General features: G+C 67.4%; 29 protein-coding genes and 1 riboswitch. Of the genes, 6 read left to right on the top strand and 23 right to left on the bottom strand.

The genetic code is table 11. The annotated features are described in order from the left end of the window. Nucleotides 1-3 precede the first annotated feature (3 nt). Nucleotides 4-1,503, top strand: a complete 1,500-nt coding sequence (locus ACXYMN_RS17265; protein WP_459014991.1) for a diguanylate cyclase — start codon at nt 4-6, stop codon at nt 1,501-1,503. Here ACXYMN_RS17265 and ACXYMN_RS17260 read toward each other — a convergent pair. The 4 genes from ACXYMN_RS17260 to ACXYMN_RS17245 all read right to left on the bottom strand — a co-directional run bounded on the left by ACXYMN_RS17260 (nt 1,455) and on the right by ACXYMN_RS17245 (nt 3,414). Further along, nucleotides 1,455-1,919, bottom strand: a complete 465-nt coding sequence (locus ACXYMN_RS17260) for a periplasmic heavy metal sensor (RefSeq protein ID WP_459014989.1) — start codon at nt 1,917-1,919, stop codon at nt 1,455-1,457. The two genes, ACXYMN_RS17265 and ACXYMN_RS17260, sit on opposite strands and share 49 nt — an antisense overlap. Nucleotides 1,920-1,922: 3 nt before the next feature. Further along, nucleotides 1,923-2,309 carry a hypothetical protein gene (locus ACXYMN_RS17255; protein ID WP_459014987.1) on the bottom strand — a complete coding sequence of 129 codons (387 nt, stop codon included), beginning with the start codon at nt 2,307-2,309 and terminating at the stop codon, nt 1,923-1,925. Further along, nucleotides 2,296-2,859, bottom strand: coding sequence for a sigma-70 family RNA polymerase sigma factor (locus ACXYMN_RS17250; protein WP_459014985.1), 564 nt, complete (start codon nt 2,857-2,859; stop codon nt 2,296-2,298). Before ACXYMN_RS17250 ends, ACXYMN_RS17255 begins: the two co-directional genes overlap by 14 nt. A gap of 81 nt (nt 2,860-2,940) precedes the next feature. Next, entirely contained in the window at nt 2,941-3,414 is a 474-nt protein-coding gene (locus tag ACXYMN_RS17245; RefSeq protein WP_459014983.1) for an EF-hand domain-containing protein, read from the bottom strand. A 253-nt stretch (nt 3,415-3,667) separates the two neighbouring features. On the opposite strand from ACXYMN_RS17245, the gene ACXYMN_RS17240 reads away from it, so the two are divergent. Further along, nucleotides 3,668-4,081 carry a DUF983 domain-containing protein gene (locus ACXYMN_RS17240; protein WP_459014982.1) on the top strand — a complete coding sequence of 138 codons (414 nt, stop codon included), beginning with the start codon at nt 3,668-3,670 and terminating at the stop codon, nt 4,079-4,081. Between the two features lie 14 nt (nt 4,082-4,095). Beyond that, nucleotides 4,096-4,809, top strand: coding sequence for an NUDIX hydrolase (locus ACXYMN_RS17235; protein WP_459014980.1), 714 nt, complete (start codon nt 4,096-4,098; stop codon nt 4,807-4,809). Between the two features lie 119 nt (nt 4,810-4,928). On the opposite strand, the gene ACXYMN_RS17230 is transcribed toward ACXYMN_RS17235, so the two are convergent. The 9 genes from ACXYMN_RS17230 to ACXYMN_RS17190 are packed head-to-tail and all read right to left on the bottom strand — an operon-like array spanning nt 4,929 to nt 11,748. Further along, nucleotides 4,929-5,324, bottom strand: a complete 396-nt coding sequence (locus ACXYMN_RS17230) for a CBS domain-containing protein (protein WP_459014978.1) — start codon at nt 5,322-5,324, stop codon at nt 4,929-4,931. After that, on the bottom strand, nt 5,321-5,497 hold the full coding sequence (locus tag ACXYMN_RS17225) for a hypothetical protein (protein ID WP_459014976.1): 177 nt from the start codon (nt 5,495-5,497) through the stop codon (nt 5,321-5,323). The genes ACXYMN_RS17230 and ACXYMN_RS17225 overlap by 4 nt, the downstream gene beginning before the upstream one ends. A gap of 22 nt (nt 5,498-5,519) precedes the next feature. Continuing rightward, nucleotides 5,520-6,503, bottom strand: a complete 984-nt coding sequence (locus ACXYMN_RS17220; RefSeq protein WP_459014974.1) for an FAD:protein FMN transferase — start codon at nt 6,501-6,503, stop codon at nt 5,520-5,522. Nucleotides 6,504-6,506: 3 nt separating this feature from the next. Beyond that, complete coding sequence (nqrF, locus tag ACXYMN_RS17215) at nt 6,507-7,724, bottom strand: NADH:ubiquinone reductase (Na(+)-transporting) subunit F (RefSeq protein ID WP_459014972.1); 1,218 nt, start codon at nt 7,722-7,724, stop codon at nt 6,507-6,509. Next, nucleotides 7,721-8,332, bottom strand: coding sequence for an NADH:ubiquinone reductase (Na(+)-transporting) subunit E (gene nqrE / locus ACXYMN_RS17210; RefSeq protein ID WP_459014970.1), 612 nt, complete (start codon nt 8,330-8,332; stop codon nt 7,721-7,723). The genes nqrF and nqrE overlap by 4 nt, the downstream gene beginning before the upstream one ends. After that, nucleotides 8,329-8,994, bottom strand: a complete 666-nt coding sequence (locus tag ACXYMN_RS17205; RefSeq protein ID WP_459014969.1) for an NADH:ubiquinone reductase (Na(+)-transporting) subunit D — start codon at nt 8,992-8,994, stop codon at nt 8,329-8,331. Before ACXYMN_RS17205 ends, nqrE begins: the two co-directional genes overlap by 4 nt. Nucleotides 8,995-8,997: 3 nt before the next feature. Next, nucleotides 8,998-9,807, bottom strand: coding sequence for an FMN-binding protein (locus ACXYMN_RS17200; RefSeq protein ID WP_459014968.1), 810 nt, complete (start codon nt 9,805-9,807; stop codon nt 8,998-9,000). After that, on the bottom strand, nt 9,794-10,576 hold the full coding sequence (locus tag ACXYMN_RS17195; protein WP_459014966.1) for an RnfABCDGE type electron transport complex subunit D: 783 nt from the start codon (nt 10,574-10,576) through the stop codon (nt 9,794-9,796). Before ACXYMN_RS17195 ends, ACXYMN_RS17200 begins: the two co-directional genes overlap by 14 nt. Beyond that, entirely contained in the window at nt 10,573-11,748 is a 1,176-nt protein-coding gene (locus tag ACXYMN_RS17190) for a Na(+)-translocating NADH-quinone reductase subunit A (RefSeq protein ID WP_459014964.1), read from the bottom strand. The genes ACXYMN_RS17195 and ACXYMN_RS17190 overlap by 4 nt, the downstream gene beginning before the upstream one ends. Before the next feature lie 212 nt (nt 11,749-11,960). Between ACXYMN_RS17190 and ACXYMN_RS17185 the strand changes: the two genes are divergently transcribed. Both ACXYMN_RS17185 and ACXYMN_RS17180 read left to right on the top strand, forming a co-directional pair. Further along, nucleotides 11,961-13,160 (top strand): cytochrome C, encoded by a 1,200-nt coding sequence (locus ACXYMN_RS17185; RefSeq protein ID WP_459014962.1) that lies wholly within the window; start codon nt 11,961-11,963, stop codon nt 13,158-13,160. Between the two features lie 152 nt (nt 13,161-13,312). Next, nucleotides 13,313-13,636 carry a DUF3775 domain-containing protein gene (locus ACXYMN_RS17180; RefSeq protein WP_459014960.1) on the top strand — a complete coding sequence of 108 codons (324 nt, stop codon included), beginning with the start codon at nt 13,313-13,315 and terminating at the stop codon, nt 13,634-13,636. Between the two features lie 107 nt (nt 13,637-13,743). Here ACXYMN_RS17180 and ACXYMN_RS17175 read toward each other — a convergent pair whose 3' ends face one another. Genes ACXYMN_RS17175 through ACXYMN_RS17165 form a run of 3 tightly spaced genes read right to left on the bottom strand, consistent with a single transcriptional unit; the run spans nt 13,744 to nt 16,752 of the window. Continuing rightward, nucleotides 13,744-14,862: an ABC-2 transporter permease gene (locus ACXYMN_RS17175; protein WP_459014958.1), complete on the bottom strand. Its 1,119-nt coding sequence runs from the start codon at nt 14,860-14,862 to the stop codon at nt 13,744-13,746. Further along, nucleotides 14,859-15,794 carry an ABC transporter ATP-binding protein gene (locus tag ACXYMN_RS17170; RefSeq protein ID WP_459014956.1) on the bottom strand — a complete coding sequence of 312 codons (936 nt, stop codon included), beginning with the start codon at nt 15,792-15,794 and terminating at the stop codon, nt 14,859-14,861. Before ACXYMN_RS17170 ends, ACXYMN_RS17175 begins: the two co-directional genes overlap by 4 nt. Continuing rightward, nucleotides 15,781-16,752 (bottom strand): HlyD family secretion protein, encoded by a 972-nt coding sequence (locus tag ACXYMN_RS17165; protein ID WP_459014954.1) that lies wholly within the window; start codon nt 16,750-16,752, stop codon nt 15,781-15,783. Before ACXYMN_RS17165 ends, ACXYMN_RS17170 begins: the two co-directional genes overlap by 14 nt. 316 nt (nt 16,753-17,068) lie before the next feature. Here ACXYMN_RS17165 and ACXYMN_RS17160 point away from each other — a divergent pair, with 316 nt between their 5' ends. Further along, nucleotides 17,069-17,929, top strand: a complete 861-nt coding sequence (locus tag ACXYMN_RS17160; protein ID WP_459014953.1) for a 2-oxo acid dehydrogenase subunit E2 — start codon at nt 17,069-17,071, stop codon at nt 17,927-17,929. A 123-nt stretch (nt 17,930-18,052) separates the two neighbouring features. Here ACXYMN_RS17160 and metK read toward each other — a convergent pair whose 3' ends face one another. The 7 genes from metK to ACXYMN_RS17125 all read right to left on the bottom strand — a co-directional run bounded on the left by metK (nt 18,053) and on the right by ACXYMN_RS17125 (nt 24,382). Then, complete coding sequence (metK, locus tag ACXYMN_RS17155; protein ID WP_459014951.1) at nt 18,053-19,231, bottom strand: methionine adenosyltransferase; 1,179 nt, start codon at nt 19,229-19,231, stop codon at nt 18,053-18,055. 6 nt (nt 19,232-19,237) lie between these two features. Further along, nucleotides 19,238-19,285: riboswitch (SAM-SAH riboswitch) on the bottom strand. A 12-nt stretch (nt 19,286-19,297) separates the two neighbouring features. After that, nucleotides 19,298-20,815: an apolipoprotein N-acyltransferase gene (gene lnt / locus ACXYMN_RS17150; RefSeq protein WP_459014949.1), complete on the bottom strand. Its 1,518-nt coding sequence runs from the start codon at nt 20,813-20,815 to the stop codon at nt 19,298-19,300. Between the two features lie 5 nt (nt 20,816-20,820). Next, entirely contained in the window at nt 20,821-21,765 is a 945-nt protein-coding gene (locus ACXYMN_RS17145) for a transporter associated domain-containing protein (RefSeq protein WP_459014948.1), read from the bottom strand. A gap of 24 nt (nt 21,766-21,789) precedes the next feature. Continuing rightward, nucleotides 21,790-22,302 carry an rRNA maturation RNase YbeY gene (gene ybeY, locus ACXYMN_RS17140; protein WP_459014946.1) on the bottom strand — a complete coding sequence of 171 codons (513 nt, stop codon included), beginning with the start codon at nt 22,300-22,302 and terminating at the stop codon, nt 21,790-21,792. Between the two features lie 16 nt (nt 22,303-22,318). Beyond that, a complete protein-coding gene (locus ACXYMN_RS17135) occupies nt 22,319-23,293 on the bottom strand; it encodes a PhoH family protein (protein WP_459014944.1) in 975 nt (324 codons plus the stop codon). Between the two features lie 155 nt (nt 23,294-23,448). Then, on the bottom strand, nt 23,449-23,760 hold the full coding sequence (locus ACXYMN_RS17130) for a hypothetical protein (protein ID WP_459014942.1): 312 nt from the start codon (nt 23,758-23,760) through the stop codon (nt 23,449-23,451). A gap of 13 nt (nt 23,761-23,773) precedes the next feature. Further along, nucleotides 23,774-24,382, bottom strand: a complete 609-nt coding sequence (locus ACXYMN_RS17125; RefSeq protein ID WP_459014940.1) for an OmpA family protein — start codon at nt 24,380-24,382, stop codon at nt 23,774-23,776. Nucleotides 24,383-24,588: the final 206 nt, after the last annotated feature.

Below are 24,588 nucleotides of genomic sequence, written 5' to 3'. Positions count from 1 at the left end.
AACATGCCGGGACGGATCATGATCGTCGACAGCCAGCCCACCACGCGGGCGCTGCTGCGCGTCAAGCTGACAGTGGCCTATTACGAGACCGAACAGGCGTCGAGCCTTGAGGAAGCCTTGCGCCTGGCGCGGGTTTTCCGCCCCGATATCGTGATCTTCGGCGACACCCTGCCCGGCGACGACCCGGCGCGATTCGCGGCGCGGATGACGACGCTGCTGCCGGGCGAGGAAATCCGGACCATCTATCTGCAATCGCGCGACGACGACGCCGCGCGCCGATTGGCGATCAGTTCCGGGGTCGAGGATGTGATCGGCCTGCCGCTTGATCACGCGTATCTTCTGGCCCGTCTGCGCAGCATCTTTCGCAAGCTCGACACCGATCGCGACGCGCGCTGGCGCGAGGATGCGGACCGCGCCCTGGGGCTGAACGAAGCCGCGCGGCCCTATGTTTCGCCCTGCGGTCTGACCCTGGTGCATCCCGACCCGTCGCGTCTGCCCGCCCCGATGGTTGCCGCGTTGCACAAGGCAGGACAGGGTCGTCTTTCGGTGATCACGCCCGAAGCGATCCTGCGCGACAATTCGACACCTGCGGATCTCTACCTGCTGTTCGACGACAGCGACACGCCCGGCCAGTCGCTGTCGTTGCTGAGCGAGTTGCGCGCGCACCGCCGCACCCGGCATGCGGCCATTCTTTACGGTGCGCCGCCCGATCAGGCCGCGTCGGCGGCAAGCGCGCTCGACCTCGGGGCTGACGACGTGATGCTGGGATGGTGCGGCGCGGAAGAACTGATTGCGCGGTGCGAACGGCTGATTGCCCGCCGCCGCGCCGTCGATGCGCACCGGTTGCGCATGCAGACCGGGCTGCGCGCCGCGCTGATCGATTCCCTGACCGGGCTCTGGAACCGCCGCTACGCCTTGCCCAACCTTGAACAGATGCTCGAGATGGCCTCTGCCACGGGGCGGCAATGCGCGGTGATGATCGCCGATCTCGACCACTTCAAGGCGGTCAACGACCGGTATGGCCACATGACCGGCGACGCGGTGCTGCGTGCCGTCGCAAAACGGCTGCAGGCGCAGATGCGGTCGGTCGATGTGATCGCGCGCCTTGGGGGCGAGGAATTCCTCATCGTGCTGCCCGACAGCGACCGCCAGACCGCGCAGGCCACGGCACAACGGCTGGTGAATGCCATCGCCGATGCGCCCGTCCTGCTGCCCAATCACACCGGCGAGATCGCCATTTCGGTCAGTATCGGCATCGCCGTCGGGCCGGGCTCGGCGGGCACCGCCCCAACAGGATCCACCGGATCCACCGGCGCAGACCTACTGGCCGCCGCCGATCGCGCGCTTTACCGGGCCAAGGAGGACGGCCGCGCGCGGGTCAGCTTCGATGACGGCAAGGCGCGGTCGAAACACCCCGACGCCGGGCGTTTGCGGGGTGTCGAGGCGCTGATCGATCAGCGCCGCTTCGACTTCCCGAAGACCGCCTCCAAGCGGTCCGCATAGGCCGCCCGCGCCGCTGCATCCATCCCGGCGATGCGCGCCACCAGCGCGCCTTGACCGACCTCGCGCACTGCTTGCCCGCGCTGCGCCTGCCTGGTCAGGAACGCGTCGAACCCGGCGGCATCGAAGGGATCGGTCCGCAACAGCCGCAGCGCCTGATGCGCCTCTCCGGTTCCCGCCCCGCGCGGTCGCCGATCCCGCATCTGCGCGCCGATCGCCTGCCGGTCGCCCGCATCGAGCGCACGGATATAGGCAAATCCCGCAGGCCCCGGATCGCGGCGCGGCGGGCCTTCGCTGATCCAAGTGCCCGCGATCAGCCCGACGATCAGCAGGTTCAGCGCCAACGAGGCAAACAGCGTCAGCTTGACCGCGCGCGGCGTCCCGGTCGACGGTGTCGCGTCAGGTGCGGGGTCGTGCATGGCTCAGCCCTCCGCCAGAAGCGTCTCGAACCCCGCCGACGGGTCCGGATAGGCGCTGAGCGCGGTATCGCCCGACCACAGCGTCGCAACCGAGGCCGCAATCCCGTCCGGTGGCGCGATCCCGATCCAGACCCCGGCACAGGCCGCAAACCCAAGCCCCGCAAGCGCGGGCCAGCCTCCGATCGCATCGCGCAGCACCGCCAGCGGCCCGCGCCCGGCAGACCGTCGCGCGGCGTGGCGGGCATCTCCATGCGCGCGCGCTTCCGCCTCGGCCTGTGCGCTGACGCGTGCGAGAAAACCCGGACCGGGTTCCGGCGGTTGCGCGCGGGCGGCGACGAAAAACGCCTCGAGACCCGCGTCATCGCTGCCGTTTCGATCAGTTTTCACCATATCCCAACTCCTCGCGTCGTCCCAGAAGCCGCGCCTCGAGGGCACGTTTGCCACGGGCGATCAGACTTTCGGCCGCCCGCGGCCCGATGTCCATGATGCGCGCCACATCGACGGTCGCGCATCCCTCCAGATGTCTCAGAACCACCGCTTGCCGTTGTCGCGCGGGCAGATCGCCAAGCGCCTCCTGCAGGGCTGCGGCGCGGTCCCGCGCGGTTATCGCCTCGACAACCGATGGCGAACGATCCGCCAGTTCCGGCGCCGCCTCGAGCCCGGTGGTGCGCCGTTTGCGCAAGCGGTCGATGCACAGGTTGGCGGTCACCCGATAGAGCCATGTCGTGATCTCGGCGCGGCCATTTTCCCAATCGGGGGCGATGCGCCAGAGCTTCAAAAGCGCGTCCTGCGTGACATCCTCCGCTTCGGCGCGATCGCCGAGCATCCGAAAGGCATGGGCAAACACGCGCGGGGCAAGCCGCGTCGTCAGCGCCCGGGCCGCGTCGGCCTCGCCCGCCGCCACACGCGCCAGAAGGCGCCCGTCGCTTTCGTTGTTCATCACATCCAGCGCCAAAGATGCCCACCATCGCCCTCTCGCCTAGCGCGCCCCTGCTGCCTGGACAAGGGCGCGCGCACAGGCTCAGTTGTTGCGGTGCTGGCCGCGCTGACCGTCCTGCCGTCCGCCCCGCAGCGTCTTCAACTGCGCGAACTCCTCTTCGGACAGCGCGCCATCCGAATTTGCATCGAGCCGCTCGAACATCTGCGCCGGGCCGCGGCCGGCGGACATCTCGGCATAGGAAAGCGCGCCGTCCTTGTTCGAATCCAGGCGGTCGATCATCCGGGCGGCCCCATCGGCGCGCCGACCGTCAGCCGCCGCCTTCATCTCGTTCGCCGTCAGCTTGCCGTCGCCGTTGCTGTCGGTGGCCTTGAACCGGGCCTCGCCCAGCGCCGCGAGTTCGGCGCGCGAAATCGTGCCGCTGCCATCCGCATCAAGCACCGAGAAGGCGGGCATCCGACCTTCGCCGCGCGGGCCCTGGCCCTGCGCCTGCGCGCTGGCAGCGCCAAGGACAAGCAGGCTGGTCAGGGCGGCGGAAATCATATGTGTCTTGGTCATCTTGGGTCTCCTGAGGTTGGTCTGTCGTTTGGTCTGTGGGTTGGTCTGGCTGGCAGAGTACTCGGTCATGCACGGCCGTTTCCGGCCTGGCGCACATCCCTTTCACGCACGTGCCACTCAAACCCGTCGAAATTATTTCCGGAAAGGCGAAAAACGCCGGTATTCTTGCGCGACATCCAGCCGCACGGGACCCTGGCACCTTTATCGGGCAGGCGAAGCAGGCCATATACCGCGCAACCACCAAGGAGAGACCATGCCGTCCGCCGAAGATACCGCCGCCCCCCGAGAGACCATGCCCGCCCTGATCAAGGGCTGGCGTCGGCGCTGTCCTAACTGCGGCACAGGACCGCTGCTGTCAGGCTATCTCAAGGTGCGCGACCGGTGCCAGGTCTGCCGCGAGGACCTGCATCATCACCGCGCCGATGACGGTCCGGCCTATCTCACGATCCTGATCGTCGGGCACCTGATGGCACCGCTCCTGCTGATCGTCTTCGAAACCTGGCGGCCCGAGCCGCTGACGCTGTTCACCATCTTCGCGGTTGGATGCATCGGCCTTTCGCTTTACCTTCTGCCGCGATTCAAGGGCGCGATCGTCGCGTTCCAATGGGCGCGCGGGATGCACGGGTTCGGTGGCGGAGCCGCCGACACCACCGATCCGCGGGCCTGACACAAAGGGACCACATGACCGCACGCACTCCCACGGGCGCACCTGCCGACAAGACCGCGTTGCGCGATGCCGCGACGGTGATCGTGCTGCGCGACCGGGCGACGCGTCCGCGCGTGCTGATGGGTCAGCGTGGCGCCAAGGCGGCCTTCATGCCGTCGAAATTCGTCTTTCCCGGCGGCGCGCGCGATACCGGCGATGCCGACGTGCCTCTGGCCCGCGCGTTGCCGGGGGTGTGCCGCGATCGCCTGCTCGAGGATGCGGCACACGCCGCCGCCCGCGCGTTGCCGCTCACCGCGATCCGCGAATTGTTCGAAGAGACCGGCCAGGTGCTCGGCACGCCGGGCCAGTGGCCCGATGCCCCCGCGGACTGGCGCGATTTTGCCGCCACGGGCCACCTGCCCTCGGCCGAGGCGCTGCAATTCGTGTTCCGCGCGATCACCCCTCCGGGCCGCCCCCGCCGGTTCGATGCGCGGTTCTTTCTGGCCGATGCCGATGCGCTGGCCTCGGACCCGGACGATTTCTCCGCCGCGTCGGACGAGCTGTCGCATCTGCGCTGGGTCGCTCTGGACGAGGTCCGCGCCCTCGACATGCCCTTCATAACCGAAGTCGTCCTGGCCGAGGTCGCCGCGCGCGCGTCGGATCCGACACCGCCCGTGTCGGTCCCGTTCTTCCGCAACGATGACGAAGAAAGCCTGTTCCTCAGGCTCAACGGCACGCGCCCCTTCTGACAGCCGCCGCGTCACCGAAACCGGGCTGCTGTCACGAACGGACCAGAAATACTCCGGGGGTGAATTCGGGCCTTCAGGCCCGAAGAGGGGGCAGCGCCCCCTGCCCGCACGGCCCCGTGTCAGCTACGCTGCAGAAGGGCGGCCATGACGGTCGACCGTTCCAGCATCCCCATCAGCTTGCCGCCCTCCAGAACGGGCAGCACGCGGTGCGGCAGCGACAGGAATGTCTCGGCGGCGCGCACCATGTCCTCGGCGGACTCGATGGTGACGACATCGGGCGAAAGATGCTCGGAAACCGTGCCGCGCCATTCCTGATAATAGCTGGCGTGAAGGACCGACCGGAAGCAGTCCTTTTCCGTCAGGATCCCGCAAAGCGCGCCATCCGCCTCGACGACCGGGGCGGCATGGGAGCCGCTTTTCACCAGCGCGGCGACGGCCTGCCGGATCGGGTCGCCCGGCGCAAGACGCAGGAAGTCGGTGACCATCCCGTCGCGGACCTGCAGGCTCCGGGTCATCCGTCTTTCCCTGTGTCGCGCCGGGCCTTTCTCGGGCAGGCACCGCAGGCGTCACCCGCGAGGCAGGACGGGCCACCGCAGCTGCCCCGTACCGGCCCGCGCCCAAGCGCGAGGCCCAGCCCGAGCCCCGCGGCGGCCAGCAGAAAGACGATGGGTGCGAAGATCAGTTCCACAGGCGCCCCCCTTTCAGACCCATCATAGCAGGATCTCCGTCATCGCGCCCGTCATCTCCTGGACGAGTTTGCCGTCCCGCTCGATCAGGAACAGGGCGGACAGCGCGCGCGACCGCGCGAGGGTCGGTCCCGCCTCTGCCCCCGCGGCGAAAAGCGCCGTGGCCCAGGCGTCGGCGGTCATCGCCTGCGCATGCGCCACCGAAACCGAACGCAACGCACCCGCCGCGGGCCGTGCCGTCGCCGGATCGACGATATGGCCGTAGGCGCGGCCTCCTATCGCGTAGGACTGCCAGGCAAGGCCCGATGTGGCGACGGCGACATCGCGCAGCGCGAGTGCGGCGATCATGTTGCCCGGCGCGCGGGGATCCTCGACACCGACCTGCCAGGATCGGCTGGACGACGCCGCCCCGATTCCCAGGATTTCGCCCCCGATATCGAGCAGCGCGTGCCGGTGCCCGGCCGCGGTCACGATGTCGGCCATCCGGTCCAGCGCCCATCCCTTCGCGATGCCGCAAAGATCGACGGTAAGCCCGTCGCTGGCCTTGTCGACCGCCTGGCCCGCGACCGAGAGGCCCCGCCACCCGCCGTCCGCATCGCCCTCGATCGGGCCGAAGCCCCATTGCGACACGAGCGGGCCGACGGTGGGGTCGAAGCATCCGCCGCTGGCCCCGGCGACCTCAAGCGCCGCCCGGCAGACCGTGGCGGTGGCCGCGGAAACCGCGTGGCGCCCGGCCCGCCCACGGTTCACGCCGGTGATCTCGCTGTCCGGGCGCCAGGGCGACATCTGGCGATCGACCAACGCCAGGAGGCGCAGGATCCGGGGGCGCAGCCGCGCCAGCCCGGTGCCAATGGGGGCCGTGATCGACCAGGTCGTCGCAAAGGCGCGGCCCCCGATCCGTTCCGTCGCGGGCGTCCCGGCCCGGGCGATGCCGGGCGGCACGAGCGCCGCGGCGGCTGTCATGCGCAGAAAGCCGCGCCTTTCGATCCCGTGTCGCGTCGCTGTCATGGATCAAACCCCAAAATCGTCGTTGAAGATGTTGCCCGGCTCGACCCCGAGGCGGGCAAGTGTCGCAAGCACGGCCGAGATCATCACCGGCGGCCCGCACAGGTAATAGTCGCAATCCTCCGGGGCCGGATGCTGCTGCATCTCCTGCCGCAGCGTTTCGTGGATAAAGCCGGTGGCGCCCCGCCAGCGGTCGCCCGGTGCCGGATCGGACAGCGCTTGCGTGAAGGTGAAGTTGGCGTGCCGGCTGACCAGTGCGTCGAATTCCCCGGTATAGAACAGGTCGACCGCCGAGCGCGCGCCATAGAAGTAGCGGATTCTGCGCCGCGAGCCCCGACCGAGTTCCTGGTGGATCATCGCCCGGAGCGGGGCCATCCCGACGCCGCCCCCCACAAAGACCATCTCGCGCCCGGTATCGCTGACGTGGAAATCGCCAAAGGGGCCCGACACCTCCACCGGGTCGCCCTCGGAGACGGAGAAAAGCCAGCTTGACACAACCCCGGGCGGGATCTCGGCCTCGCCGCCCGCCGGTGGCACCGCGAGACGGATGTTGAAGACGGCGACGCCGACATCCTCGGGCCGGTTGGCGAGCGAATAGGCCCGGGTCACGACGCTGTCCGAGGCGACGCGAAGCCGGTCCCAGCCCGACCGCGCCCAGACGTCGCGATACGCGTCCGGCAGTGTCAGCGCCGAAAACGCAAGCCGGTAGGGCGGTGCCGAGATCTGCAGGAAATCACCGGCGCGGAAGTCGAAGGACTGGTCGGCGGGAAGCTCCAGCACGATTTCGCGGATGAGGGGCGCAAGCATCCGGGCCGAACGCACGCGCGTCGTGAACCCGCCGCCCGCGGCCAGCACATCCTGCGGGATCGTCACCGCGCAGTCGTTGCGCAGGCTTGTCTGGCAGGCAAGCCGCACGTGATCGCGCCGTTCCCGCGCCGACAGGATGCCGCGCTCGGTCGCCTGCGGATCGCCCGCGCCGATCACCGTGACCCGGCAAAGCCCGCAGGTGCCCGACCCGCCGCAGGCCGCGGGAATGCCGATGCCGCCCCGGTGCAGTACGCCCAGCAACTTTTCGCCGCGCTCGGCCTTCAGGTGGGTCGTGCCGTTCACCGTCACGTCGATCACGCCGCCGGGCACCAGCCGCCGCTTCGCCATCAGAAGTCCGACCGTCAGGCCGGTGACGATCAGGGTCAGAAGCGCGCTGCCGACGAGGATTTCGGTCATTGCGCGGCCATCAGCGCGAATGAGGCAAAGCCGAGCGACATCAGCCCCGACAGGATGAAGGTGATGCCCAGCCCGCGCAGGCCATCGGGCAGGTCGGCATAGGCCAGGCGTGTGCGGATCGCGCTCAGCATCACCACCGCGACGGCAAACCCCACCCCAGAGCCGAGACCGAAGACCACCGATTGCGGCAGCGTGTAGCTGCGTTCGACCATGAAGAGACTGCCGCCAAGGATCGCGCATTGCACCGTCAGCAGGGGCAGGAACACACCGAAGGCGGCGTGGATCGCCGGGAAGAACCGGTCAAGCACCATCTCAAGAAGCTGCACCATTGCCGCGATCACGCCGATGAAGGCGATCAGCGACAGATAGGAGAGGTCGAGCTCGGGCATCCCTGCCCAGGTCCATGCGCCCGGTGACAGCACCGCGTCGTAGATGATCTGGTTGAGCGGAACGGTAACCCCCAGCACGCCGGTGATCGCCACGCCAAGCCCCAGCGCCGCCTCGGGCCGCCGCGAAAGCGCGATGAAGGTGCACAGGCCGAGAAACAGCGTCAGCGGCATGTTGGAGACGAAACTCGCCTCGAGAAAGAGTGTCCACAGATCCGTCATTCCGCGGGCCCCTGTGCCTTGGCGGGCGCGAATTCAGGTGCCTCGGCCTGCTCGGTCCGGACCGAGCGGATGGCCCAGACCAGGATACCAAGCAGGAAGAAGGCGCTGGGGGCGAGCAGCATGAGGCTGAGCGGCGTGAACCAGCCGCCGTCCTCGGCCAGCGGCAGCACCGTCGCGCCCATCAGTTCGCCCTTTCCGAACAGCTCGCGCGTGGCACCGATCACCACCAGGATCAGCGAATAGCCAAGCCCGTTGCCGAACGCGTCGACCATGGCGGGCACCGGCGGATTGTGCCGCGCGAAGGATTCCGTGCGCCCCAGCACAAGGCAGTTCGTGGTGATCAGCGCCACGTAGACCGAAAGCGCCTGACTGATCTCGAACAGGTAGGCCTGCAGGATCTGTTCCAGGACGATCACCAGAGAGGCCACGATGACGATCTGGACGATCAGCCGGATCGTGTCGGGGATGTACCGCCGGATCACGCTGATGATCCCCGCCGACAGCGTCAGCACCACGGTCAGCGCCGCCGACATCGTGAGCGCGGTGGGCAGCGACGTGGTGACCGCCAGCGCCGAGCACAGCCCGAGGATCTGAAGCGTCACGGGATTTTCCCGCACCAGGGGCGTGGTCAGGATCGTCCAGAGCTGCGGCGTGCGGGCCATGGCTCAGAACTCCCCGCGGCGGATAGCGTCAAGCAAGGGGCCATAACCTTCGGGACCAAGCCAGAAACGAATCATCCGCGTCATCGCATTGGACGTCCGCGTGGCGCCGGTAATGCCGTCCACCTCGTAGACGCTCGAGGCCTGACCCCGCGCCACCGAGAACCGCAGCGTCCCGGCGTCGTCGCGCGTGCGGGTGCCGGGGAAATCGGACAGCCAGGCGCTTTCTTCGATGCGCGCGCCAAGGCCGGGCGTTTCGGAATGCGCCGTGATCGCAAGACCCGCTATGGTGGTCATGTCGCCGCCCAGCGCCAGGACCGCGTCGATGCGGCCGTTATAGCCCGACCCCGAAATCGGCAGGAGGGCGACCGCCACGCGGTCGTCGTCGCGCAGCAGAAAGACCTGCGCGTAGTCGGGGCGCTGGCCAAGCCCGGCAAGATCCGCAGCCGGGTCCAGCGCGCTCCAGTTGGCGGGATCGGCCAGCGCGGCCTCCAGCGTGTCGGGGGTGACCGTCTGCGCCGCGCGCCCCCGCGCGAGATCGATCACCACGGTGCCGAGCGTGCCGCCAGAACGCTCCAGCAGCTCCGCCATGCCCGGGATACCGCGCACCAGGCTTTCGACCCGGGCCTGTTCCTCTGCGGCGCGGTTCGCGGCCTGGATCGGACGCAGATAGACCGTGGCTGTGCTGACGAGGATCGCACAGACCGCCGACACCGCGAAGGCCACGGCGATGGTCTTGGCGCGGCTGTCCCGTGGCTGGGCCAGAAACCGCCGCCAGGGGCCCTGGACCGGTGGTCTGTCTTCAGGGTCCGCCATGCCGTCTCCTTCTTCGCATCACCCACAGGCCGATCGCAATATCGTCGAGCAGCGGCGCGGCCAGCGAGGCCAGAAGCGCCGCCGCCACGCAGAGCTGGATCGGGGCCGCCCCGTTCCAGCCGGTCGCGAACAACAGGACAAGGGCCCCGTACAGCCCGCCATAGAGCCACCGGCCGACCGTCGTGGCCGCGCTTGTCACCGGATCGGCGACCAGAAGGACCAGCGCGATCGCCGCCGCAGGCAGGACATCCACGATCGCAAGCCCCGCAGCCCAGCAGAGCGCCGCAAAGAGCGTCGCGCTGGCGATCACCCCCAACGGCATGACGCCAAGCGCCACGCCAAGCGCCGCCGCGCCGATCGCCGCCCAGGCCACCGGCGCGATGAAGTCGGGCCAGGCGAAGGCGGGAAAACCGAAGCCCAGAAAGGCCAGCGTGACCGTGGCCGAGTTGACGACATTGCGCCCCCATCCGCCAAACACAAGCTCGCCGAAGACGACGCCGAAGCTGATGCCGAGCGCCAGCCGGAAAGCGCCGAGCTCCTCGGGGGCCAGCATGGCGACGGCAAGCGCCGTGATCGCGCCGGCGAATGACGGGGGTTGTGCGCGGGCCAGCATGAAGATCACGTGCCAGCCACCCGAGACGATCAGAGCGAAGGCAAGCCGCGCGACCGCGCCCGCGCCCTCTGACCAGAGCCATGCCAGCGCCACGGGCGCCAGCGCCGCGATCACCAGCAGCGCCACCGTCTCCCGGTCCCACAGCCCCCGGATCATTGCGCGGTCTCCGCACGCGCGCGGTCGAGGAAGCCGCGCAGAAGATCGCTTGCCCGGGGCGCGCCCCCAACAATGTAATCGACCAGGGCGAGGTCTTCCTCGACCAGCGACAGCGCGCCCAGCCGCGTCGCCGTCTCGTCGTCCCCGGTGCTGAGCGCGCGCAGCATCGCCATGGCGGGAAAGGCACCGCCGGTGGCCTGCGACAGGGCCGCCGTGGGAATGATCGGCCGGGGCCGCGAGGAACGGGTCAGCGCCGACAGGAACCAGTGCGGCGGCGCGGCCTTGGGCGTCTCGGGCAGCACGGTGACCTGACGGTCGCGCGGCCTGAGCCACTGCACGCGCCGACCCTCGAGAGGCGAGCCTGCCAGCACGACATGCGGACCGGGGCGGGTGGCGCCATAGCTCAGGCCACGGATGTCCGCGCCGATCTGGCAGCGCAGCAGCCGCGATCCGGTCAGCGCGGGCCCGGCCACCGAGACCACAAGCGTCTGCGGCAGCGCCCCGGTGTCCAGAAGGACACCGAGGTCCGCCACGTCGCCCGCGTGCAGGTCCCAGACCGGGCGCGCATCCGTGGCCGGACAAAGGTCGTGCAGGCGGATCCCGGCCAGCCCCTGCGGATGGTACCGACCGACCGGCACATGGGTGACGCGCGGACCGGTATCCTCTGGCCGCATCAGGGGGCGGGCGGCATCCTGGCACAGAAAGACCGGGCCGTCCGTCAACAGCGCAAGGGCCGCAAGACCGCGCCCGAGGGCCTCCGGGCGGTCTGCGACATCATGGCGCGGATCGGGCGCGAAGGGGCGCGTGTCGCAGGCCATCACGATGATCGCGCCGGGACGTTCGGCGGCGGCGGGCATGCCGCCATAGGGGCGCCGCCGCAGCCGGGGCCAGAAGCCCGCGTGCTGCATCAGCCGCACCAGCGCTTCCTGCGCGGTCCCGGCGGCCTGCGTCTCGTGCCGGACCGTGTCGCCCCCGGCCTCGCGGAACAGCACGATCTCGCCCAGCCTGTGGCCCGGAGCCAGCCGGATACGCGCCACGCGTGCGGCCATCGGCGCAACCAGACGGATATCCGGGGCGTGCCTGAGCCGTGCGACGGGCGCGCCTTCGGCGACCAGATCGTCCTCCGCCACCTCGAGATCGAGGCGCAGATCGCAGCCCGGGGGGGCGACCACGGCGGCCTCCTCTGTCAGGGACGGAACCGGCTGCGCGCTGTCGTATGGTGGCGTGTCCAACGGCAAAACGAGACCGCCCCTTCGTCCTCGAAGAGTGGCCATGCCGCCTGTCCACGTCCTGCCCATTCGCCACTTTCCGTTTTGTCAGAAATGCTTATCGCTATAGGCTACTTCACAGATGCGACGACACTCAAGCACTGGAACGAAAAGTCATGCGCCATTCCGCAATCACCGCCAGCTTCGCCCTTGTTTTGCTCACCGCAGGTCTCGCGCTGACCTCGGGCCATGTCGGCTTTGCGCAGACCGCGGAGGGGGATGTGAACGTGTCGGACATCCCCTTCGTCAGCGAGGATGCGGTGATCCCGTTCGTGATCCCGAAATCCGGTCCCTTCAACCCCGAGGAGATCGAGATCGAGAACAATTCGGCCATTGCGGACTGGTTCCGCTCTGCCCACGCGGACGCCGCCGCAGAAGCCTTTCGCCATTGGGACGAGGACGAAGAAATCCGGGCCGAATGTTCGGTGTGCCATTCGGGGGAGGGCTTCCGCAGCTTTCACGGCCTCGACGGCAGCAAACCGGGCATCCCCGAGACCCCGATCGACACCGGCGGCGTTGTGGACTGCGCGACCTGCCACAACCCCGGCCTGGCACAGATCACCGAGATACAGATGCCCAGCGGCGTGATGCATCCGGTGGACGGCGTCGAGGCCTCGTGCATGACCTGCCACCAGGGCCGGACCGCAGGTGCCACGGTCACCAAGGCCGTCGGCGATTTGCCGGATGACACGCCGGACGCGGGTCTGCGCTTTATCAATCCGCATTACGCGACCGCCGCGGCGACCTGGCTTGGCGGCTATGGCGGCGCGGGGTATCACTACGAGGGCCGCACGTACACCGGCCGGTTCTTCCACGCGCGACCGATCGACAGCTGCGTGTCCTGCCACCAGCCGCACACGCTGGAGGTTCAGGTGCAAAGTTGTTCCACCTGCCACGAGAACGGCGAGCCGGAAGCGATCCGCATTTCCCGCCAGAGCTATGACGGCAGCGGCAACACCCGTCAGGGCATCAGCGAGGACATCCGCAAGAACGCCGCGCGGCTGCTGGACATGGTGACACGCTACGGGGCCGAAGTTGCCGGAACGCCGATCCACCATGACAGCGGGCGGTATCCCTATTTCTTCGCGGACGCCAATGGCGACGGCGTAGCCGATACCGCGGACGGAAAAGCGGTCAGCTATGCCAGCTGGACACCGCGCATGCTGCGCGCGGTCTACAACTGGAAGCTCGTCACCGCCGACCCCGGCGCCTACGCGCACAACCCGCACTACGCCCTGCAGCTCCTGCACGATTCGATCGCGGATCTTGCCGGTCCTCTTGACGTCAAGATGGAAAGCCTCGGTCTGCTGCGCTGAGGGCAGGCGGCGCAGGGCCTTGCAAGCGTCGGTTGCCCGGTGCAAGGCGTCCCTGACGTCAGGCACCGGCGACCGCAAACCGTCTTGCCAAAGCCGGATCGGTGGCGTTTGACTTCGTGGCACCAGTTCAGATCGCAGGAAAGGCCGCCCATTTGCCAGAGATCAGCACCAACAAGGTCGTTCGGGTCATATTCCTCGCGCGGGAATACGGGCCGCAAAGCCACGCCCTCAGCGATTATATCTCGGGGCTGAACGAAGACGAGGCGGCGAACCTCGTCGCGCTCATGTGGGTTGGACGCGACAGTTTCGATGCCAGCGAATGGGACGAAGCGCTGGCGACCGCACGGGCCGAGGCGACGGCGCCGACGCAGGACTATCTGTCAGGCATTCCGGAACTGGCGGATCACCTCGAGGCAGGGCTTGAGGCCTTGGGAATCGACGTCTCCGATGCCGAAGATCACTTCCGCGACCGCTGAGGCCTGACAGCCTGCCGGGTTTTCCGGCGCGCGCCCACGGCGCCCCCGGGATGCCCCCTGCGCGCGTCAAATCATGCGCATCGCGGGATCGCAGACATCGCGTGACGCTAGTCGAGCGTGTGCCGGAAGCGCCAGATCGACAGCACCGCAAACAGCAGAACATATCCGCAAAGCCAGATGAGTTCGTCCGAGATTTCACCGAACCCCGCCCCCTTCAGCATGACCGAGCGGACGATGCGGATGAAGTGCGTCAGCGGCAGCGCTTCGCCGACCATCTGCGCCCATCCCGGCATGCCGAGAAACGGGAAGGTAAAGCCCGACAGCATGATCGACAGCGTCAGATAGAAGACGATCAGCTGCGCCGCCTGGATCTGGGTGTCGACGAAGCTCGAGATCGAGTAGCCGAAAAGCACCGCGCTGGTCACGAACACCAGACACGCGAGACCCAGAACCGCCCAGTCGCCGAGAAACGGCACTTCGAACAGGAAGAAGGCCAGGGTCAGGATGATCCCGGCTTCGACCATGCCGAGGATGATATAGGGCACGATCTTGCCCAGCATCAGCTCGCCCGCGTTGACCGGCGTCGCCAGCAGGTTCTCCATGGTGCCGCGTTCGCGTTCCCGGGTCAGCGCGTGGCCCGCGGCGACCATGACGGTGATCTCCAGAAGCAGACCGAGCAGGCCGGTCACGCTGACATAGTGGTTGATGCCTTCGGGATTGAACCGGCGATGCACGATCAGCGCGACGCCCGCCTCCTGCTGTGTCGCGCCGGATGATGCGGGACGCCCAAAATCGGCGGCCACGGCGCGGATCGCGGCGATGGCACCGCCATAGCCCGACGGGTCCGACATATCGACCTCGACAAGAACCGGCGCTGCGTCGGCACGCAGAACGCGGCGTCCGAAATCCGAAGGGATGGTCAGAACGAACACGTAATCCCCGGCCAAGACCGCGCGATTGGCGGCTTCGGGGGCGGGGTTGATCCGGTCGATGCGGACATATTCCGTCAGCTCGACCGCGGCGATGAAGTCCCGCGACTGGGCGGTTTGCGACAGATCGATCACCGCGGCGGGCAGGTTCCGCGCGTCGATCTCGATCGCATAGCCATAGAGCAGCAGAAGCAGCGCGGGCAGCGCGCTCAGGATGCCGAAGGTCAGCCGGTCGCGGCGGAACTGCAGGAATTCCTTTTCCAGGACGGCGACGAAGCGGTGGCTGCGAAAGATCATGCCGACACCCCGCTCTTGCCGGTCCTGGCGCGCCCGCCGCCGGTATGCTCGATGAAGATGTCCTCGATCCCCGGCAGGGTGCGGGCGATGGCGGCGGTGCCTGCCTGAGGCAGATCCGCCAGCAGCCTCTCGATCTGCGCTGCATCCCGGCCCAGAATGCGCAGGTGATCGCCGAAGCGCGCCAGCTGCGCGATGCCGGGCATTTCCCGGAGCGCGGCCTCAAGCGCGTCGATGTCGGGACCGGTGGCCTGGAACGCGACGAGTCCCGACCGCGCCGCCAGTTCCGGCGCGGTGCCGATCGCCGCCAGACGGCCGTCGGAGACGATGGCGATGCGGTCGCAGCGCTCTGCCTCGTCCATGTAGTGGGTCGAGACCATGACCGTGACGTCGCGCGCCGCGATGCGTTGGATATATGCCCAGAACGCGCGCCGGGCGGTCGGATCGACCCCTGCCGTCGGCTCGTCCAGCAGCAGGATTCGCGGGGCGTGCAACAGGCAGGCCTCAAGCGCGAGGCGCTGCTTCCAGCCGCCCGACAAGGTCCCGGCAAGCTGGTCGGGCCGAACCGCGCTGCCCAGATGGCCAAGCGCTTCGTCGATCCGCGCCCTGCGGGACGGAATGCCGTGGATGCGCGCCATGAAACTCAGATTTTCGCGGATCGTCAGATCCTCATAAAGCGAAAAGCGCTGCGCCATGTAGCCCACCTGCGTGCGCAGCCATGCCTGATCCGCAAGAATGTCCCGACCGAGCACCTGGCCCTGCCCCGCGCTGGGGGTCAGCAGGCCGCAGATCATCCGCAGAAGCGTTGTCTTTCCCGACCCGTTCGGCCCCAGCACGCCCAGGATTTCCCTGGCATGCGCGGTCAGCGACACCTCGGACACGACGGTCCGCGACCCGAAGGTCTTGCTGAGACCGGTGACGTCAATCGACGGCATCGGAAAGCGTCACACTGACGATTTGGCCGGGCTTGAGGCGGTTCGGTTGGCGCGTCGGGATGGCCTTGACACGATAGGTTAGTTTCTGCGCGCGGCTTTCGGAAAAGATCACCGGCGGGGTAAATTCCGGCCCACCGGCGATATAGACCACCCGGGCGGTCTGGCCCGCGCCGCAGCCCTCGCAGGCGATGCCGACCTCGCGTCCGGGCTGCAAGGTGCCGCGCTCGACCTCCGAGACGAAGAAGATCACGAAGACCGCGTCTTCGGGAAGCATCGTGAGGACCGGGGCCAGTGGCGCGGCCTGTTCGCCCGGATGCCGGATCAGCGTCTCGATGGTCCCGGCGGCGGGCGAGGACACGCTGCGCTCGGCCAGTTGCCATTCCGCGAGGTCCCGTTGCGCCCGCGCCAGCGACATGCGCTGGCGCTGCGCCTCGATCAACTCGCTGCGCGATGGTCCGGTGGCAAGGTCGAGATTGGCGCGGGCTTCCTCCAGACGCGCCGCTCCGCGCTCCATGCCGGACCGCGCGGCGTTGAACTGCGCCTCCGAAATGATGCCGCGATCGAACAGCGTCCGGGCCCGGTCGAGATCGCTTTTCGCCTGATTGTACTCTGCCTCGAGCGCCGCAATCGCCGCCTCGAGCGGATGGATTTCCTCGGGGCGTCCCCCGCTGGTGAGATTGGCAAGCATGGCGTCGGCCTCGGCGACCTGCGCACGCGCCTGCGCGAGGTTGAGCTTGGCCTCGGTCAGATCGAGCCGGAACAAAAGCTGGCCTGCGCGCACCGTGTCGCCCTCGGACACCGCGATCTGGACGATCCGACCGGGAACGCGCGGCGCAATGGTGACGAAATCGCCCTCGACATAGCCCGGCAGGCCATCGTCCTCGCCGGGCAGGCAGCCCGAGAGGCCAGCCACCCCCGCAAGCAGCAGCAGTCGCGCCAACGCGCCGGATCGGATCATGGCCGCCTTGCCATCGACACGTCCGTGACGCCGTTGTCGTCCGCCCTGTGCATTTCGGTCTCCGCAATTGTCCAAATCATGCGCACCTTATGGCGACGACCGCGCCGTCAGCCTTGACCTAGATCACGGAGCATCTTCCCCGATTGCCGTAGGCGTGTCATCACCGCGCGCCCGGATCACGGTTTCGGGGCGTGACCCAGATGAAAAGAGACCCGTACGCGTGATGTCCAGCCTTTCGCCCTGCCCGCAGACGACCCACCGCGCCGACGCCCGCACAGGACACCGCCCTTGCCCCGACGCCGAGGCGGAGCGGTAGATGCTTTTCGGAGACCGTGCCGACGGAAAACGGGTACGAAACGCCCCGCGGCTTCGGCAGTTCATGCCCTATCTGATGCCGTCCCGCGTGGGCTCTTCGGTCTATTTCAAGCAGCACATCGACGTCGGCGAGACGCTTGGCTACATCGAACGCTGGAACGACGGAACGCGCCCGGAGCTGCGGCCCTTTCACGTCTATATGGCCGCGATCGTGCGGGTGCTGGGCGAACGACCGGAGATGAACCGCTTTATCGCGGGCGCCCGGCTTTATCAGCGCGACGATGTTGCGATGTCGATTGCTGTCATCAAGACGAAGTCCGACGACACGCAACTGACCGTGGTCAAGCAGATCTTCCAGAACGAAGATGGCATCCGCAAGGTGCGCGATCTGACCGAACAGGCCATCGGGGAAGGACGGTCGAGAACCCGACTGACCCGATCCGAAAACGAATTGAAGCAGATTTTCAAGCTTCCGCGCATCCTTTTTCCGGTGCTTCCGAAGCTGCAGAAGTTCACCGACTGGCTGAATGTCACGCCCAAGGCCCTGGCCGGAAACGACCCGCTTTATGCCTCGGTCATGATCTCGCATCTGGGGTCGATCGGGCTCGACAGCGCCTATCACCACCTGTTCGAGCATGGCACGCTGCCGATCTTCGCGGTGATCGGAAAGGTCCATCCGCGCATGGTCATCGGCGAAGACGGCACGTCGCAAATCCGCCCCATGGTCACGATCCGCTACACCTTCGACGAACGCGTCGCGGACGGGTTTTACGCGGCACGCTCTCTCGACCGGTTGAAGGATCTGATGGAGAAACCCTGGCTGCTCGAACGGTCCGAGGACGATGGCCCCGGCGCGCCATGACCGGGAAGTGTGACCGGTCTTCGGGCGAGGCCGGACACCGCCGCTGCGGTTCCGGCCCCTGCGAAGTCCACATGATGCCCGACCGGCGCCCCCGCACCGGTCACGGACCCGATCGGCCAGGCCTCAGAGCGCGGCTTTCAACGCGTCGACCAGATCCGTGCGTTCCCAGCTGAAGCCGCCATCGGCGTCGGGTTCGCGGCCGAAGTGGCCGTAGGCGGCCGTGCGTTCATAGATCGGCTTGTTCAGATCCAGATGCGTGCGGATGCCCCGCGGCGTCAGGTCCATCACGTTGCCGATCGCCCGTTCGATGGCCTCCGCGTCATGCTCGCTGGTGCCCAGCGTGTCGCAATAGATCGACAAGGGCTTGGCCACACCGATGGCGTAGGACAGCTGGATGGTGCAGCGCTCGGCCAGACCCGCCGCGACCACGTTCTTGGCCAGGTAGCGCGCCACATAGGCGGCGGACCGGTCCACCTTGGACGGATCCTTGCCCGAGAACGCGCCGCCGCCGTGGGGGGCCGCACCGCCATAGGTGTCGACGATGATCTTGCGCCCGGTCAGACCGGCATCGCCGTCGGGGCCACCGATCACGAAGGTGCCGGTGGGGTTCACCCACCATTCGGTCGCGGGTGTGATCCAGCCCTCGGGCAGAACCTCGCGGATATAGGGCTCGACGATGGCGCGGATATCGGCCGAGCTCTGGCTGTCGTCCGCGTGCTGCGTCGACAGCACGATCTGGGTGACCCCGACCGGCTTGCCGTCGACGTAGCGCACCGAAAGCTGGGTCTTGGCGTCGGGGCGCAAGAGCGGCTCGGCCCCGGATTTGCGCGCTTCGGCAAGCCGCCGCAGGATGGCGTGGGAATAGAGGATCGGCGCGGGCATGAGCGCGTCTGTCTCGTTGGTGGCATAGCCGAACATGATGCCCTGATCGCCCGCCCCCTCGTCGCCGCGTTCGCCGGTCACGCCTTGCGCGATATGAGCGGATTGTTCGTGCAGCAGGTTGGTGATCTCGCAGGTGGCGTGGTGGAACGCGTCCTGCTCGTAGCCGATATCCTTGATGCAGGCGCGCACGATCTCGGGGATGCGGCCCATGTATTCGGTCAACTTGGCCTGATCGGTCAGACCGATCTCGCCGCCGATAACGACACGGTTGGTGGTGGCGAAGGTCTCGCAGGCGACGCGGGCCAGCGGGTCTTCGGCCAGCAGCGCGTCGAGAATGGCATCGGAAATGCGGTCGCACACCTTGTCGGGGTGCCCTTCCGAGACGGACTCGGAGGTGAAGATGTAGTCGCTTCGGGACATGGGAAGTGCTCCATTGAGGTCTGCTGTCACGCCAGGAAGCCGTTGTGACAGGGAATGCGCTATCCGTTATCCGGCGCGCCCGGGGGCGTCAATGCGATTGCCACGGGGCCGCAACGCGGCGACGCCCGCGAGTCCCAGAAGCCACAGCAGGACCGGCCAGTCGCCGGTGCGGCTGTAAAGCGTCGGCGGCAAGGGCGGCGGCACCGCCGCGTCCACATGCCCTGCCATCCCGAGACCCAGACTGGCGCGTACCCGGCCCTGCGCATCGATCACCGCGGACACGCCGGTATTGGCCGCGCGCATCACCGGCAGCCCCTGTTCGATCGCCCGCATACGCGCCTGCATGAGATGCTGGTAGGGACCGGACCATTCGCCGAACCAGGCATCGTTGGTCATTTGCAGGATCATGTCGGCGCGGGCCTCCGCACCGCCGATATCCTGCGGAAATACCGCTTCGTAGCAGATGACGGGCAGCGCCTTGCCCAGCGCGCCCAGGTCCAGCAGTCGCGGCCCGGGCCCGGCGGAATAGCCGTACTCCGCCCTCTGCGCGAGGCCCGAGACGTTGATGTGGCGGAACAGCCAGGCCGCGGGCATGTATTCCCCGAAGGGCACGAGGTGATGCTTGTCATAGATGTCGCGCACCTGCCCGTCGGCACCCAGAAGCACCGAGGAGTTGTAGTAGCGGCCCGCGTCCTCGCGCTGGACGCCCAGCAGCACCGGCACCGGCCCGGCCGCGTCCGAGATCACGCGCAGTGCCTCGGTGGCGTGGTTCAGCAGCGACGGCACCGCCGTCTCGGGCCAGAGGATGAAGTCGGGCGTGGGGGCCGCGGCGGTGGCGCGCACCTGCCGTTCGAAGAACACCTGCGCCTTGCCCGGCAGCCACTTTTCGTCCTGCGGCGCGTTGGGCTGCACGAGGCGGATCACGGGGCGGCCTGTATCGGCTGCCGGGTCCTGCAACAGCGCCTGCCCGCCCCCGAACAGCGCCGCGCTACCGACCAGCGCCAGCGCCCCGGCACCGATGCTGCGCCGCGCGATCGCGGTAACGCACAGCACCGCGAGTGCCAGGACCAGGAATGTCAGCCCATGCGGGCCGATGAAGGCCCCCCATTGCGCGGCGGGCGTCGGGGCCAGCACGTATCCCACCAGACCCCAGGGAAAGCCCGTCAGCACATAGGCCCGGGCGAGTTCCGACAGCGACCAGAACGGCACGATCAGCCAGCGTCGCCCGAGCCGCGCCGCCGCCCAGGCGGGCCAGGCCCAGAACAGGGCGAAGCCGCCTGCGGCCAGCACCAGCGCAAACGGAGCCATCCAGCCGGTCACCGCCGCCTCGACGAGGAACGGCTCTACCAGCCAACTCATCGAGAAGCCGAAATACCCCGCACCGAAGGCCCAGGCTGTCCATGCGGCCCGCCGCGCTGTGCTGGCGGCAAAGATCAGCCAGAGCGCGCCGCCCAGCGCTGGAAGCGCCAGATACCACAGATCGAAGGGGGCCTGTCCGGTGGCATAGATCAGCCCCAGGAACAGCGCTGCCCCCATCAGCCGGGTCAGCGTCCGGGGGAACGCCGCACGAGGCAGTTCAGCCATCGCGCTCAGCCATTCGGGCCTGCCTGCGACCCCTGTGCCTGTTGTGTCTGTGAACGGGCGGTCGCGGCGGCGGCGGTGCCCTGCGCCCCCGGCAGCCGCACGCGCAGCCGCTTGATCCGGCGCGGGTCGGCGTCCACCACCTCGAACTCGAGACCGGCGGGATGCGCCACCACCTCGCCGCGCGCGGGCACATGCCCGGCCAGCACGAAGATCAGCCCGCCCAGGGTCTCGATCTCTTCGCCGTCGATCTCTTCGTCCCGGGTCAGGTCGACGCCGATCTCGGCCTCGAATTCCTCAAGCGGGGTCTTGGCGAGCGCAAGATAGCAGCCCGGCTTCTCGATCCGCCAGTTCTTGTCCTCTTCGGTGTCATGCTCGTCCTCGATCTCACCGATGACCTGTTCGATCAGGTCCTCGATGGTCACCAGCCCGTCGACACCACCATATTCGTCGATCACCAGCGCCATGTGCCGCCGTTCGGTCTGCATCTTGGTCAGCAGCACACCGATCGGCATCGAGGGCGGCACGAACAGCAGGGGCCGCAGCATCTTCTTGAGATTGAACCGCGTGCCCGAGCCGTTGAAGCCGTGCATCAGCGCGAAGTCCTTCAGATGCGCCATGCCCACGGGTGTATCAAGCGTGCCGGAATAGACCGGCAGGCGCGTCATCCCGGTATCGCGGAACACCGTGACCAGTTCATCCTTGGTGATCGTGTCGGCGACCGCCACGATGTCGGCCTTGGGGATCGACACATCATCGACCCGCATGCGCCGCAGGTTTGCCAGCCCGACGCTCTGCCGGGAGGTCTGCGGTGCCATGTCGTCGTCTGCCACGTCGTCGGTGCCGGAATAGCCCATCCCGTCAAACAGGCGCCGGAAGAACCCCGGCCTCTCTTCTGCGTCGTCCCCCTGCGCGCCCTGCGCTGCGTCAGACGATGCGTCACTGTCGGCCATTCCCTTGTCCGTTCTCCTGCAGCCTCAATCGGCCCGATTGTCTGAATATGGGTCCGTGATCCCCATATTTCCAAGTATCCGCGTTTCGAGCGACTCCATCAATGTGGCGTCTTCGTCACGGATATGGTCATATCCCAACAGATGCAGCACGCCATGAACGATCAGATGCGTGACGTGATCATCGGCAGATATCCGCTGTTCGTCGGCCTCGCGCAGGCAGGTTTCACGGGCGATGGCGATGTCGCCGAGGAAATGCGCCCCGCTGCCGTCCGGTTCCGGCGCGTGGGGGGCCATGCCCGCTGTTTCGGGTGACAGGTCTTCCTCGGGCCAGCTCAGCACGTTGGTCGGCTGCGGCTTGCCGCGGAAATCGGCGTTAAGCGTGGCGATGCGGGCATCGTCGCAGCCCAGCACCGCGATCTCGAAGGCGTCGGGATCGAGGCCCAGCGCCTGCAAAGCCGCGCGCGCGCTCGCCTCGGCCCGCGCGGCCAGGTCGTGTGTCGCCCAGCCCTCATCCTCGAGGATGGTTTCGGTCAGCATGATCGCGCGGCCCGGCTCACCCGACAGCTTCGTCCTTGTCGTAGGCCTTGATGATCGCCGCCACCAGCGGGTGCCGCACCACGTCGGCCGCCGTGAAATAGTTGAACGAAATCCGGTCTATGTCGGTCAGGATGCGTTCCGCGTCGCGCAGGCCGGACTGGACGCCGCGCGGCAGGTCGACCTGACTGCGGTCGCCGGTGATCACCATGCGCGAGCCTTCGCCAAGCCGCGTCAGGAACATCTTCATCTGCATCGAGGTGGCGTTCTGCGCCTCGTCGAGCACGACAAAGGCATTGGCCAGCGTGCGCCCGCGCATGAAGGCCAAGGGCGCGATCTCGACGGTCTTTTCCTCCATCATCTTGGCCAGCATCTTGCCCGGAAGGAAATCGTTCAGCGCGTCATAGAGCGGCTGCATGTAGGGGTCGATCTTTTCCTTCATGTCGCCCGGCAGAAATCCCAGCCGTTCGCCCGCCTCGACCGCTGGGCGCGAGAGGATGATCTTGTCGACCTGCCCGTTGATGAACATGTTCACCCCCACCGCGACGGCGAGGTAGGTCTTGCCGGTGCCCGCCGGGCCGATGCCGAAGGCAAGCTCGTTCTCGTAGAGCGACCGGACATAGGCCTTCTGCGCTTCGGTGCGCGGCTCGACCAGCTTCTTGCGGGTCTTGATCTCGATGGTGCCGCCCGAGAACATCTCAAGCTGGTCCTCGGCCTCGGTGTCCGGCGACATGCGAAACTCGCGGTCGATATCGCCCTGCTCGACGCCCTTGCCCTGTTCGAGCCGGTTGTAGAGGCTGGTCAGGACCTCGACCGCCTCATCCCGGGCGTCGGCATCGCCATGCACCGCCAGATGGTTGCCGCGCCGCAAGATCTGCACGCCCAGACGACCCTCGATGTCGGTCAGATTGCGATCGAATTCGCCACAAAGCTCGATGAGCAGGCGATTGTCGGGAAATTCGATAGAGGCGTCGGTCAGGGTCCCTGTCGTCACGCAGCTCTCCGTGTTTGCGAGTCTGTGGTCATTGTCCCAAGGGCGGGGCCGGGTGGCAAGGTGCGAAACCGTTCACCGGGGTCGTTTCATACAAAATCGCCGCGCAAGGGGTACGACCCTTGCGCGGCGCGATATCGCGGCGGTGGGGCACCCGATCAGAGCGGGTCGCCGATGATGCTGGTCGATCCCTGCTTGAAATCGCCGGTGGCGACGGTCGGCGGGGCGGAACCGGAGCAGACCGGATGGCCGTACTTGTCGATCCGCGCCGAAAGATATCCCTCGACGCCGTCGTCGATGATCCAGTGATCGCAGCCATTGGGATCGACCCAGATGCCCGCCCGCATGGTCGACAGGTCGTCGCGGTCGAAGGTGTTGACGTCCTGGCTCTTGTCGGGACCGACGGGCATGTCGCAGGCGGACAAAGCCGCCGCCGCGACGCCGAGAAGCACGAGTTTGGTGATTTTCATGTGTCTCGTCCCCTTAGCGGATGCAGATGATTTCAACGCGACGGTTCTTCGCCATGCCGGTGGTGGTGCCGTTCGAGGCGATGGGCATCCGTTCGCCGTAGCCGCGCACATCGACGATGCGGGCACCGACGGACTTGCCGACCGCCGCGACCGAGTTGGCCCGGTTGTAGCTCAGGCGCATGTTGTACTGGTCGCTGGCACGGCTGTCGGTGTGCCCGGTGATGACATAGGCCGTGGCCGAGGCCTTCTGGAAGAACTCTGCCAGTCGGGCCTTGCCTGCAGGGCTGATGCGGTAGCTGTCGGTGGCAAAGAACTGGTCGGAGTTCATCACGCCGCAGACATTGCCCCGGCGGCAGACCGGGATGCCCTTGCGATTGACGTGTGGGCTCATGTAGCCCTCGACGCCGTCGTCCATGACCCAGTGCTCGCAGCCGTCCGGATCGACCCAGATACCGGGGATGTAGCGCTCGCCCAAGATGGTCGTCGTGTTTTGCGTCGAAATTACCGGGACCCGCGCGTTTGCGGTTTCAGCGGCGACCGCACCGGGAAGTGCCGACGCGGCCACCACCGCGCTGATCAGCACCGCCTTGGCGGACTTGAATACGGAATGCGCCACAGCCATCGTTCCTTCAATCTTTTTCGTTTCCCCCAAACGATGCGCAGGGCTTTTGCAGCCCTTTGCGCAAAGTCACTATAATCAACACTTTAGCAATAAAATGGCCGCTGTGAAGGAAAATCCACAAGATATTGTGTCGGAAGGTGAAACAATACCCACGCCGCCACAATCCTGCCATAAAGGCAAAATTGCCAAACGTTTACAAATAATTA

It is taken from the genome of Roseivivax sp. CAU 1753, assembly GCF_054482575.1.
This window is presented reverse-complemented; position numbering and strand designations above follow the sequence as displayed.